This window comes from Mycobacterium sp. DHQP2018-32-09 (genome assembly GCF_058148405.1).
Map to the genome: position 1 here is coordinate 1 of NZ_JBYVYK010000019.1, position 12,226 is coordinate 12,226.

Sequence of the window (12,226 nt, forward strand, 5' to 3'; positions counted from 1 at the left end):
GGCCGCCGCCGCGACCGCCGCGACCGCGCGGGGCCTCGCCGCGGGCGACCGGGTGGCGTCGACGCGCGACTGGACCGACGCCGACGCGGTGATCGACGGTCTGCTCGCGGTGCTCGCCGCGGGCGCCGCACTGGTACAGGTGGCCAATCCCGACCCCGCCGCGCAGCAGCGTCGGCGGCAGACCGAGAAGATCACCGCGGACCTCTGATCGCCGCGAGGCCGGTCTTGCGCGCGTGCGCGGTGATCACGTCGACGACGGGTTTGGGCGTGCCGTCGGAACGGAACGCCCCGAACGTGTCCTCGGCGTCGACGCTGCCGGTCCTGCGGTCGCGCATCGTGTAGAGGTAGACCGGCCCGGCGTAGGGCAGCGTGCGCCACGCCGTCAACATGTCGTCGACCATCGCGGCCTGCTGGGCCTCCCCCACCTCCGAGGTGGGCACGCCGTACTCGGTGGCCCAGATCTTCTTGGCGCCGTCGCCGTTGGCCAGCATCACCGCGCGGATGCCGGCCACCTGGTTGATGGGCGCATCGGGGTGAAAACCCGCCGCCGAGAACGGCATTCGATATTGGTAGGGGTGGTAGGCCAGCGCGTCGAACGCCCCGCCGGCACCCGCGGCGTACATGGCGTCGACGAACTTCACCGCGTCGAGGGTGACGCCCTCGTGGTCGACGATGGCCCCCAGACCGCCGCTGACCACCGTCACCGCCGGATCGGCCGCCTTGATCGCCGGGTAGGCCGCCTTCAGCAGCGCGGCGAACTGGCCGGCATCCGGCCCAGGAGCGAAGAACATCGCCGCGTTGGGCTCGTTCCACACCTCGTAGGCCGCGATCCGTCCGCGATAACGCTGGGCCGCCGCACCGGCGAACGCCGCGAAGTCCGCCGGGTTGGTCGGCCGCCCCGCCAGCGGCGGCGTCCCGGGGACCGCCGCCCACTGCGGCGTCGAGTTCAGCGTGGCCACCACCGACATGCCGCTCGCCGCCGCGGCGTCCACCACCCGGTCGAGCAGCAGCCAGTCGTAGTGCCCCCGGGTGTGCTCGACGCCCGCCCACGGCATCAGGATCCGCACCGAGCGGACCCCCGTCGCGCGCATCAGCCCCACGGCCCGGTGCAGCCGGTTCACCGGCAGGTCCACCAGATCGGAGTCGGCGAACCCGACCGTGGTGGGCGCCTCCTCGAGACGCACCGGCGCGACGGCGGCCGACGGGGGCGCCGGGGTCGGCGCGGGTGCCCCGCACCCGACGAGCAGCAGCACCAGTGCGACGAGCATCGCGCCACCGCGGAGCGAGACGCATGTCACACGTCAGATCATGTCAGCCCCGGCGCTCCCACGCGGCACCGCCCCGTACACGTTCGCTACGGACGCCCGCAGGTGGTTCCCGCCGGCGGCAGCACCCCGTCGAACAGGAACCGCACCACGATGTCGTCGACGCAGTCCGATCCCTTGCCGAAGGCGATGTGATCGGCGCGGTCGTTCTCGACCAGCACCGAGCCGCGCAGCGACCGCGCCACCCGGCGGGCGCCGTCGACGTCCGTCGCGACGTCGCCCACGTTGTTCACCAGCAGGATGGGCGGCGCGCCGGTCACCTCGATGGCCTGCGGGTCCAGTGACGGCGGCACCTGCCAGAAGCTGCACAGCGACCCGCTGTAGGTGTTGTTCTCACCGAACAGCGGCGACGTCGCCCGCGCCCGGTCGGCCGCCCGGCCGATCCGCGCGAGCAGGCCCGGATCGGGGGTCGGCGCGAACTCCGCCGGATCGCCCTTCATGCACACCACCGACCAGAAGGCGTCCTGCTTGTGGTCGTAGTGCCCGTCGGCACCACGGCCGACGTATTCGTCGGCGAGCCCGGCGATCTTCGTACCGTCGCCGGCGAGGGCTTCGGCGATGCCGTCGGTGAGCGTCGCCCAGCTGTCCTCGTCGTAGGTCGCCTGGAACACGCCGATCAGCAACAGGTTCTCCCCGAGCACCCGGCCGTCGGGCAGGGGGATCGGCGTCGCGCGCACCCGCGCGAGCAGGTCGTCGAGGCGCCGCTGCGCACCCGCGGGATCGGCACCCAGCGGGCACTGCGGCTGCGCCGCACATCCCGACAGGATGGAGTCCACCTGGGCGTCGGCCGCCTCCAGGTCGCCGGGCGTGCCCGGATCGGGGTCGTCGTCGGAATCCTCCTGGTAGGTCCGCGAGCCACCGTCGCCGGAGGGGTCCTCGACCGAGTCGAGCACCATGCGTCCCACCCGATCGGGGAACTGCTGCGCGTACAGCTGGCCCAGCAGCGTGCCGTCGGAGAAGCCGACGTAGTTCAGCTTCTCCTCGCCCAGCGCCGACCGCAGCAGGTCCATGTCGCGGGCGACGAACTCCGACCCGACGAACGGCAGCAGCTCACCGGCGTTGGCCTGGCAGCCCCTGGCATACGCCAGCTGCGCGTCGGCCACCCGCGCGCGGCCCGCGTCGTCGGTCGGCGAGAAGTCGGTGGCCAGGTAGGCGTCCATGTCGGCGTCCGACAGGCACCGGACGCCCTCGGTGCGCCCCACGCCGCGCGGGTCCCAGCCCACCAGGTCGTAGCGCTGCAGCAGTTTGGCCAGACCCGGATCGTCGTCGGCGGCGAGTACCAGGTCGTAGCCGGACTCGCCGGGGCCGCCCGGATTGGTCGTGAGCGCGCCGATCCGGTGGTCCTGGTCGATGGCCCGCAGTCGGATCAGCGGCATGGTGATGGCCGCCGCACCGGGATGCGCGTAGTCCACCGGCACCTCGATGGACCCGCAGTCCGCGTCGTCGCGTTCCTCGCACTGCTGCCAGTCGATCTGCTGATCCAGGTAGCCCGTCAGATCCGCCGGCGGGGCGGCCTTCGGCGTGTCGGCCACCTGGGTCGACGGCGCCGGCTCCTGGACCGGTGCGTCGTCGTCGGCCGACGGGGCGGAGCTGCCGCAGCCCACCGCCAGCATCGCGACGGCAGCCATCGCAAGTAGTGGGCGCCGCGGGACGACCCCGGTGCGAGACGACGTCAGCAGGGCATCCCGGAGCACGCGATGATATTAGGCCACCGCGTCAATTGACGAGCTCCGTGCGACTACTTCAGCAGCGCGCGCGACATCACGACGCGCTGAATCTGGTTGGTGCCCTCGTAGATCTGGGTGATCTTGGCGTCGCGCATGAACCGCTCCACCGGGAAGTCCACGGTGTAGCCGTACCCGCCGAAGAGCTGCACGGCGTTGGTGGTGACCTCCATGGCCACGTCGGAGGCGAAGCACTTCGACGCCGACGAGATGAACCCGAGGTCCGGCTCCATGCGCTCGGCGCGCGCGGCCGCCGAGTACACCATCAACCGTGCGGCCTCGACCTTCATCGCCATGTCGGCCAGCATGAACTGGGTGTTCTGGAAGTCGCTGATCGACTTGCCGAACTGCTTGCGCTCCTTGGTGTAGGCGATCGCGGCCTCCAGCGCACCCTGCGCGATGCCCACCGCCTGGGCACCGATGGTCGGGCGGGTGTGATCCAGCGTCGCCAACGCGGTCTTGAAGCCCGTGCCCTCGTCACCGATGATGCGGTCCCCGGGGATGCGGCAATCCTCGAAGTAGAGGTCCGTGGTCGGCGAACCCTTGATGCCCATCTTGCGTTCCTTGGGCCCCACGGTGAAGCCCTCGTCGTTCTCGTGGACGACGAACGCCGAGATGCCGTTGGCGCCCTTGTCCGGATCGGTCACGGCCATCACGGTGTACCACTGCGAGTGCCCGCCGTTGGAGATCCAGCACTTGCTGCCGTTGAGCACCCACCCGTCGCCGTCCTTGCGGGCCCGGGTGCGCATGGCCGCGGCGTCGCTGCCGGCCTCGCGCTCGGACAGCGCGTACGACGCCGTGGCCTGGCCGCCGCCGATCGAGGGCAGCACCTGCTTCTTCAGCTCCTCGGAGCCGCGCAGCAGCATGCCCATGGTGCCGAGCTTGTTGCAGATGGGGATCAACGACGACGACGCGCAGACCCGGGCCACCTCTTCGATGACGATGCACGCCGCGACCGAGTCGCCACCCTGGCCGCCGTACTCCTCGGGGATGTGGATGGCCGAGAACCCCGACGAGTTCAGCGCCTCGAGCGCCTCGGTGGTGTAGCGCGCGTTCTCGTCGACGTCGGCGGCGTGCGGCTTGATCTCCTTCTCGCAGAGATCCCGTAGCACCGAACGCAATTCGCGGTGCTCTTCCGACAGCTGGAAAACGTCAAACGACGGGTTACCGATCGACATGGGCTGACTCCTCGCTACTCGTCGGTAACTTTACCCACGGACGCGGGGCGGCCGACACGGACCCCCGATTTCGGTTAACGACGCTTACCCGAAACCAGGTTGAGTCCGCGCACCATCTCCTTGTACGTGCGGTGATAGATCGTGCGCGCGGTCTCACTCTTGCGCAGCAGGTCCACCGCCGTCATCGGCGCGACGTACACCACCGGATGCCCGGCGAACACCGTCTCCTCCGACTGCAACCACGCGTTCGCCGCCACCCCCGCGGCCAGTTCGCCGCGGTAGTAGTCCGCGTACTCGGGTTGGGTGAACAGCGTCTTGTTGAAGCCCACCGCGAACGGCACCAGGCCCGCGTCCTCGTCGAGGTAGCGCAGCGTGCCCACCACCACGCCCGGCCACTGCTGGTTGAACACGTCGTCGGCGATGACGATGCCGCCGTCGGCCAGCGTCGCATCGGCCAGGCGCATGTCGCTGAACACGATCTCCGCGGTGTGGCCACCGTCGACGCTGAAGAAGCGGATGGGCCCACCCGCCTTGTCCCGCAACGTCTCCGGCGTCAGTTTGGTGGAGTCACCCTGATGGATCACCACGCCGTCCATCGACGACCACAGCGCCACGTTGTCGGTGAACTTCTGCAGATCGCCGCTGCCGGACTTGTCGATGTTCAGTTCCTGGTCGCCGAACAGGTCGATGGCCACCGACGTCCCGGCACCGCGCTGCAACAGGTGCAGCGGAATGAACAGCCGGCCGTGGTGCACGCCGATCTCGGCGACGGCGCCGGTGACCCCGCGGGCCCGCTGAGCGGTGTCGAGGATCTCGAGGACCGGCAGGTTGCCCGGCTCCAGGAAGCCGGTGACGAACCGGTAGCCGACTTTGCGGTACATCTCGAAAGAGCGCTTCATCGGTTGGCAGCTTACTTGCCGAGCAGCCGATCCCGCAGCGCCGCATCCTTCTGCAACACCAGCGATTCGAGTTCGCCTTGGAACCGTTCCATGCGGTCCCGCAACCCGCGATCGGCCGCGCCGAGGATGCGCACCGCGAGCAGCCCCGCGTTGCGCGCACCGCCGATCGACACCGTCGCCACCGGCACGCCCGCCGGCATCTGCACGATCGACAACAGCGAATCCAGACCGTCGAGACGGGCCAACGGCACCGGCACCCCGATCACCGGCAGCGGCGTCGCCGCCGCCACCATGCCGGGCAGGTGCGCGGCCCCGCCAGCACCGGCGATGATCACCTCGATGCCCCGATCGCCCGCCGTCCTGGCGTAGTCCAGCATGCGACCCGGGGTGCGGTGTGCCGACACCACGCCCACCTCGAAGGGCACCTCGAACTCGACCAGCGCCGTGACCGCGTCCTCCATGACGTTCCAGTCACTGTCACTGCCCATGATGACGCCGACACGCGGCGCCAGGGCGTCACGTCCGGCGTCACTGCCCGTCTCGGTGTCACTACTCGTCTCGGTCGTGCCCATTCCACCCGTCCGTCCACTCGGCGTTCGCCAACCAGTGTGCTGCCCGCACCGCCCGCTCACGGACCGCGGCGACGTACCCCTCGTCCTCCAGCGATCCGCCGGGCGCGCCCAACACGTTGACGTGCCCGATCTTGCGGCCCGGCCGCTCCCCCTTGCCGTACAGGTGCACACGCGCCTCGGGGATCCTGCCGAACAGGTGGTGCAGGCGCTCGTCCATGCTCATCGCGGGCGTCTGCGCGCCCCCCAGCACGTTCGCCATCACCGTCACCGGCGCGATGGGCCCGGTGGACCCCAGCGGATAGTCCAGCACCGCGCGCAGGTGCTGTTCGAACTGACTGGTCCCCGCGCCGTCCTGGGTCCAGTGACCGGAGTTGTGCGGCCGCATGGCCAACTCGTTGACCAGCAGCTCGCCCGAATGGGTCTCGAACAGCTCGACGGCCAACACGCCCACCACCCCCAACTCGTGCGCCAGGCGCAAGCCCAGCCGCTCGGCCGCCACCCCCAACTCGTCGCCGAGACCCGGCGCGGGCGCGATGACCTCCACGCACACGCCGTCACGCTGCACCGTGTGCACGACGGGCCACGCCGCCCCCTGCCCGAACGGTGACCGCGCCACCAGCGCCGACAGCTCGCGCTTCATGTCGACGCGCTCCTCGATGAGCACCTCGGCGCCGCCCGCCAGATACGCCTGCGCCGCCGCCCGCGCCTCGGCGAGATCGGCCGCCAGCGTCACGCCCTTGCCGTCGTAACCGCCCCGCGCCGTCTTGAGCACCACCGGCCCACCGATCTCGGCCACGAACGCGTCGACGTCCTCGACGGCCGTGACGTGCGCGAACCGCGGGATCGGGGCTCCGAGGGCGGCCAGCCGCCTACGCATCACCAGCTTGTCCTGCGCATGCACCAGCGCCGCGGGCGGCGGTGCGACGTTGACGCCGTCGGCGACCAACGCGTCGAGCAAGGCCGTGGGCACGTGCTCGTGATCGAACGTCAACACCGCGGCCCCCTCGGCGGCACGGCGCAACGCGTCGATGTCGGTGTGCGCCCCCAGCACGACGTCGGGGGTCACCTGGGCGGCCGGCTCGTCGGCCGTCGTGGCCAGCACGCGCAGCGTCTGACCGAGTTCGATGGCGGCCTGATGGGTCATGCGGGCCAGCTGTCCGCCGCCGATCATGGCCACTACGGGTGGTGCGCTCACGGTGCCATCGTGTCACGTCCGCGACGAGCCTCCAGACCCACTACGACCTGCACGGGTACGCGTATGCTGCATGGTTTACGTACACTCGCTCCTTGTGTCTTTCGCTGATGCCACCATTGCGCGTCTACCCCGCGCAGTCCGGCCCGTGGCCGAACGGCACCACGAACTGATCAAGTTCGCCATCGTCGGCGCCACCACGTTCGTCATCGACTCGGCGATCTTCTTCACCCTCAAGCTCACGATCCTCGAGCCCAAGCCCGTCACCGCCAAGATCATCGCGGGCATCGTCGCGGTCATCGCCTCCTACATCCTCAATCGGGAGTGGAGCTTCCGGGACCGCGGCGGACGCGAACGCCACCACGAGGCCCTGCTGTTCTTCGGCGTCAGCGGCGTCGGCGTCCTGCTGAGCATGGCCCCGCTGTGGATCTCCAGCTACATGCTCGGCCTGCGCGTTCCCGAGGTGTCGCTGACCGTCGAGAACATCGCCGACTTCGTCTCCGCCTACATCATCGGCAACCTGCTGCAGATGGCGTTCCGGTTCTGGGCGTTCCGGCGCTGGGTGTTCCCCGACGAGATCGCGCGCGACTCCGACAAGGCCATCGAGGCGACGATCACCGCGGGCGGCATCGCCGAGGTGCTCGAAGACGACTACGAGGCCCACCGGGGGGCTCATCGGGACGCCGCCCACGCTCCCGCCGCCGACGACGGCACGGTGACGCCGCTGCGCCGCCGCCGGCGCGCCCGTCAGCTGGGCGACTCGTCGGACCCCAGGGTGTCGAAGACCTCGTGATAGAGCAGGGAATGCACCTGCTCAACCCGCGGAATGTCGGTGAACTCGAGCGGATCCTGTGCCGCTGACTCGATGATCAGCGTCCCCGTGCGCATCATCCGATCCACCAGACCGTGACGGAACTCCACGCTGTTGATCCGGGCCAGCGGAATGTCGATGCCCGAACGCGTCAGCAACCCGTGACGAAACATCACCCGCCGATCCGTGATCACGAAGTGCGTGGTCCGCCAGTTGAGGAACGGCCACAGCACCAGCCAGCCCACGGCGATGACCCACACCGCCCCGATGACGATCATCACGATGTTCTTGGCGCCGCCGTCCCATGACGTGTGATCGACCACCGCCGCGCCGAACGCCGCCACGGCGGTGCTGAGCAGCAACACCAGCACCGGGCCCAGCAGGCGCTTCCAATGCGGATGCCGGTGCAGCACGACGCGCTCGTCGGCCGCCAACACGTTGTCCGGATATCCCATGACCGTGCAGAGTAGGGCGTCAGGACGCCGGACGCAGGTGCTTGACGTCGCCGGCGGCCACCACGTGCACGTCGGAGCCGGCGTCCTGGATGCACAGCCGCCCCGCCCCGTCGACGTCGACCGCCACGCCCACGATCTCGTTGCCGTCGGGCAGGATCGCGCGCACCCGTGCGCCCAGCGTCAGGCTGCGCGCCCGGTAGTCCCGGATCAGGTCGGCGCGCGCCGCGGCGTCCTGCCCGGCGTCCTGCCATTGGCCGACGCGCCGACCCAGCTGCTCCAGCAGCGCCGCGACGACCTCCGTGCGACCCGTGCGCGGCACGCCGAGCATCGCCAGGGACGTGGCCTCCGGCGCGTCGACCTCGCTGTCGCGCAGCGTCACGTTGATCCCGACGCCCACCACGATCTCGCGCAGCGGCACCGCCACCTCGGCCAAGATCCCCGCCAGCTTGCGGCCGTCGGCCAGCACGTCGTTCGGCCACTTCAGGCCCACCCCGGCGGAGGGGCCACCGAGGGCGGCCACCGTGTCGACCACCGCCACCCCCGTGGCCAGCGTCAGCCAGCCCCACTGCTCGGCAGGCACCCGCGACCCGTCGACGCCGACCGACACCGCGACGGCCGCACCCCTGGCATCTGCCCACGACCGGCCCTGCCTGCCCCGGCCCGCCGTCTGATACTCGGCCACCAGCACGTCGCCGCCGATGGCGTCACCGCGGGCGGCCCTGGCCACCAGATCGGCGTTCGTCGAACCGGTTTCGGCCACCACGTCGATCCGGCGCCACGGCGACCCGCTGCCCAGGATGCGTGCGCGCAGCGCGGCCTCGTCGATGGGCGTGCGCTCAGCAGTCATTCTCGGCGGGCCTTCCCGCGAACCTGTCGGCCATCCACCTCACCAGCTCCTCCGCATTCGGCGGGTTGTGCCCGCCATCGGGAACGTAGTCGATGGTCACGACACCGCCCATGGCGCAGGCGCGTCGGATGGCCGCAGTGGTCCATGCGGCGTCGATGAACGGATCCTTGCCGCCGTACCAGACGTAGAGCGGCCCCGACAGCGGCTGCTGCGGCAGCGCCCACTGCGTCAGCAACGCGCGCAGCCGGGCCGCCGCCGCATCGGAGGCGGGAGCGAAGTCCTTGGGCCCCACGTTCTTCAACGCGTCGTCGCGGCGCCGCACCGACTCCGCGGTGCACGACGGCGTCAGCGCATTCCAGTAGGCGGCCGCCCCGCGCTGGCGGTAGTCGTCGCGATTCAGGTCGGGATGCAGCCGGGCCAACGACTCGATGGCCGACTGCAACACCGCCCGCTGGTCGGAGGTGAGGGTACCGTCGACCGCCTTGTCCACCAGTCCCACCATGTCGGGACCCGGCGACGCCGCGAACGCGCCGAGGAACGTCAACTCGGGGGCGTACCCGCGGGCGCGCTCGTTGGCCGCCCACGCCGCGCCACCGCCCTGGGAGTCGCCGACCGCGACCCACCGTGCCGAGACGTCGGGGAACGTGTGCCGCAATGCGCGCACCGCGTCGATCATGTTGAGGCCTGCGGTGTGCGAATCCAGGTACGGGTGCACGCCCTTGACGCCCAACCCCTGGTAGTCGGCCAGTGCCACGGCGTATCCGAGATGGGTCAGCACGTCGACGTAGCGCAACTGCGCGAACAGGTCCGGTGACAGCGACGGCCCGCACGCGCCGTCGATGCCCAGCGTGCCGTGTCCGAACGTCACCACGGGCCAGCCGTCCTGCGGCGCCGGGCCGTCGGGCACGAACACCGACCCCGACACCGTCGTCGATGCGCCGTCGTCACCGGAGGTCGAGCGGTAGACCACCCGCGCCGCGCGCAGCCCCCTGGCCTCCCACCTGCGTTGCACCATGGGCATCGTGGTGGCCTCGAGCAACGAACCCGGCCCGGTGCCGGACAGGTCGGCGTCGGCGATGGTGCGCAGCGGTGCGGGGCCGGGCGCCACCTGGTCGTAGACGAACGCGCCGACGAGCGGCAGGAACGGCAGCACGGTCACCAGGACCACGAGCTGCACCAGGACGAGCACGGCGGCGGCCGCGATGGCCAGGATTCGTTTCGACACGACGGCCCCTACGCTAGCGACGGGCATTCGTCGACCGCGGGGGTTCCCGCGAATCTGTCGGCGAGCCAGGCGATTCGACTCGCGACGTCGACGGTGCCGTGGGTCCGGTCCGGCTGCAGATCCCACGTCACGTTGCCCCCGAGCGCGCACGCCCGCGCGATGGCCGCCGTGGTGAACGCGGCGTCGATGAACTCGTCGCGCCCGGCGTAGACCACCGACAGCGGCGCCGACAGCGGCTTCTGCGGCAGTGCCCATTGCTGCAGGAACTGCCGCAGCCGGGCCGCGGCCTGGGCATTCGCGGGCATCGTGTCGGCGGGGGTCAGCTGGGCTGCCAGCGTGCCGCGTTCGCCGATCCGCGGACCCGAACACGCCGCGAGCACGTCCCAGTTCGCCGCCGCCGACCCGCGCCGGTAGTCGTCACGGTTCAGATCGGGGTGCAGCCGCGCCAGCGACTCGACGATCGCCACGAAGGCGAGCTGCTGATCGCTGCCCATCGTGCCTGCCACGGCCTTGTCCAGGATGCCGCTGACGTCGGCGGCGGGCACGTAGGCCACCGCGCCCACCAGCTCGAGGTCTGAAGCGTAGGACGCCGCCTGCTCGTCGGCCGCCCACGCCGCACCGCCACCCTGTGAACCGCCGACGGCGGCCCACCTGCCGGAGACGTCGGGGAACGCCCGTCGCAGTGCGCGCACGGCGTCGATCATGTTCAGCCCGGCCGTGCGGGCATCGGTGTACGGGTGCACGCCGGGCGCCCCCAGGCCCTGATAGTCGGCCATCGCCACGGCGTAGCCCGCGTGCGTGTACCCGGCGATGGTCTCGGCCTGACCGAGAAGGGTGTCCGACAGCGACGGCGCGCACGGCTCGTCGATGCCCGTGGTGCCATGTCCGAAGGAGATCACCGGCCAACCGCCCGCGGGTGCGGTGCCGTGCGGGACGAACACCGTCCCCGTCACCACCGTCGGCGCGCCGGTGTCGCCCTCGGTCGAGCGGTACGTCACGCGGGCCGCCCGCATCATGGAGCCCGCGGACGTCGCGGCGAATCCCGGCATCGACATGGCGCTGACCAGGGAGCCCGGTCCCTCGCCCGACAGGTCGGCCCCCTGAACGGGCACGGGCGCGGCCGTCGCAGCACGGGTGGCCTCGACGTGCCGGACCACCACGACGCCGACGACCACCAGCACGAGCACGGCGACTGCGGCGATGCCGATCACCCAGGGACGACGCATCAGGCGGGAGCGGCCTCGGTGTGACCGGCCTGCTCGACGACGCGGGCCAGCTGGCGACGGCCCAGTACGCGGCCACGCAGCAGCGCGGAGCCGATGACGAACACCACCGAGAGCAGCAGCCCGAGGCCACCGGCGACGGTCATGCTCTGCGTCGCCGATCCGACTCGCTGCGCCGGGCCCGCGGGGTCCACCTGCACCAAGCCGGTGGCCGCCGTGTCGACCTTCGCCATTTGGCCCGACAGCGCGATCAGGTTGTCGGTCACCGCCTGCGCGATGGCCTGGGTCTGCGCCGGATCCTTGCCGCGGACCATCACGTCGAGCACCGGGCTCGACGACGGCGGGATGACGACCCGGCCCGCGAGCTCGTCCGGGGTGTCGGTGAGACCCAGCTGCTGGATGGTGCGGGACGTGACCTGGTTGCCGTGCACCAGCGTCTCGTACGTCGTGATGCGGCTGCGCGAGTTCAGCAGCCCGTAGAACGCGTCGAACGTCGTCGCACCGGTCGGTGTGGTGATCATGACCTTGCTGCTGGAGGTGTAGTCGCGCTCGCCGAACTGCCACGCCAGCCAACCGACTCCCACCGACAGCGCCGTCGCCACCACCACCACGACCCAGCCGCGCGCCACGATCAAGAGGTAGTCGCCTACGCGAGGGGCATCGGCGGGCGCCTTCATCGGTCGTCCCCTAACGACGGTCGCGGACCGGCTCCGGATGGATGCGGCCAGGTGGCTCGGGCAGGGTCCAGGCTAACGGCCGGCGGCGACGTCCAGCC

General features: G+C 70.9%; 12 protein-coding genes and 1 pseudogene. 2 read left to right on the forward strand and 11 right to left on the reverse strand.

Features of this window, described 5'->3' with window-relative positions; all coding sequences use genetic code 11:
• Window positions 1–208, forward strand: a pseudogene (locus AC30CM_RS11360) (TIGR03089 family protein); the annotation flags it as partial.
• Here AC30CM_RS11360 and AC30CM_RS11365 read toward each other — a convergent pair.
• The 6 genes from AC30CM_RS11365 to AC30CM_RS11390 form a co-directional block, all read right to left on the reverse strand.
• Window positions 192–1,268: a cellulase family glycosylhydrolase gene (locus tag AC30CM_RS11365; protein ID WP_490116973.1), complete on the reverse strand. Its 1,077-nt coding sequence runs from the start codon at window positions 1,266–1,268 to the stop codon at window positions 192–194. The pseudogene AC30CM_RS11360 and the gene AC30CM_RS11365 overlap by 17 nt on opposite strands.
• Window positions 1,269–1,354: 86 nt before the next feature.
• Complete coding sequence (locus AC30CM_RS11370) at window positions 1,355–2,953, reverse strand: alpha/beta hydrolase (RefSeq protein ID WP_490116974.1); 1,599 nt, start codon at window positions 2,951–2,953, stop codon at window positions 1,355–1,357.
• A 110-nt stretch (window positions 2,954–3,063) separates the two neighbouring features.
• A complete protein-coding gene (locus AC30CM_RS11375) occupies window positions 3,064–4,227 on the reverse strand; it encodes an acyl-CoA dehydrogenase (protein WP_490116975.1) in 1,164 nt (387 codons plus the stop codon).
• A 74-nt stretch (window positions 4,228–4,301) separates the two neighbouring features.
• Window positions 4,302–5,126, reverse strand: a complete 825-nt coding sequence (locus AC30CM_RS11380; protein ID WP_490116976.1) for a class I SAM-dependent methyltransferase — start codon at window positions 5,124–5,126, stop codon at window positions 4,302–4,304.
• 11 nt (window positions 5,127–5,137) lie between these two features.
• Window positions 5,138–5,698: a 5-(carboxyamino)imidazole ribonucleotide mutase gene (gene purE / locus AC30CM_RS11385; protein WP_490116977.1), complete on the reverse strand. Its 561-nt coding sequence runs from the start codon at window positions 5,696–5,698 to the stop codon at window positions 5,138–5,140.
• A complete protein-coding gene (locus AC30CM_RS11390; RefSeq protein ID WP_490117054.1) occupies window positions 5,676–6,869 on the reverse strand; it encodes a 5-(carboxyamino)imidazole ribonucleotide synthase in 1,194 nt (397 codons plus the stop codon). Before AC30CM_RS11390 ends, purE begins: the two co-directional genes overlap by 23 nt.
• A 118-nt stretch (window positions 6,870–6,987) precedes the next feature.
• Here AC30CM_RS11390 and AC30CM_RS11395 point away from each other — a divergent pair, with 118 nt between their 5' ends.
• Complete coding sequence (locus tag AC30CM_RS11395; RefSeq protein WP_490116978.1) at window positions 6,988–7,683, forward strand: GtrA family protein; 696 nt, start codon at window positions 6,988–6,990, stop codon at window positions 7,681–7,683.
• Here AC30CM_RS11395 and AC30CM_RS11400 read toward each other — a convergent pair.
• Genes AC30CM_RS11400 through AC30CM_RS11420 form a run of 5 tightly spaced genes read right to left on the reverse strand, consistent with a single transcriptional unit; the run spans window position 7,638 to window position 12,128 of the window.
• Complete coding sequence (locus AC30CM_RS11400) at window positions 7,638–8,156, reverse strand: PH domain-containing protein (RefSeq protein WP_490116979.1); 519 nt, start codon at window positions 8,154–8,156, stop codon at window positions 7,638–7,640. The genes AC30CM_RS11395 and AC30CM_RS11400 overlap by 46 nt on opposite strands.
• A 19-nt stretch (window positions 8,157–8,175) precedes the next feature.
• On the reverse strand, window positions 8,176–9,003 hold the full coding sequence (locus tag AC30CM_RS11405) for a biotin--[acetyl-CoA-carboxylase] ligase (RefSeq protein ID WP_490116980.1): 828 nt from the start codon (window positions 9,001–9,003) through the stop codon (window positions 8,176–8,178).
• Window positions 8,993–10,228: a lipase family protein gene (locus AC30CM_RS11410; RefSeq protein WP_490116981.1), complete on the reverse strand. Its 1,236-nt coding sequence runs from the start codon at window positions 10,226–10,228 to the stop codon at window positions 8,993–8,995. Before AC30CM_RS11410 ends, AC30CM_RS11405 begins: the two co-directional genes overlap by 11 nt.
• An 8-nt stretch (window positions 10,229–10,236) precedes the next feature.
• Window positions 10,237–11,454, reverse strand: coding sequence for a lipase family protein (locus AC30CM_RS11415; protein WP_490116982.1), 1,218 nt, complete (start codon window positions 11,452–11,454; stop codon window positions 10,237–10,239).
• Window positions 11,454–12,128 (reverse strand): YveK family protein, encoded by a 675-nt coding sequence (locus AC30CM_RS11420; protein ID WP_490116983.1) that lies wholly within the window; start codon window positions 12,126–12,128, stop codon window positions 11,454–11,456. Before AC30CM_RS11420 ends, AC30CM_RS11415 begins: the two co-directional genes overlap by 1 nt.
• Window positions 12,129–12,226 lie beyond the last annotated feature (98 nt).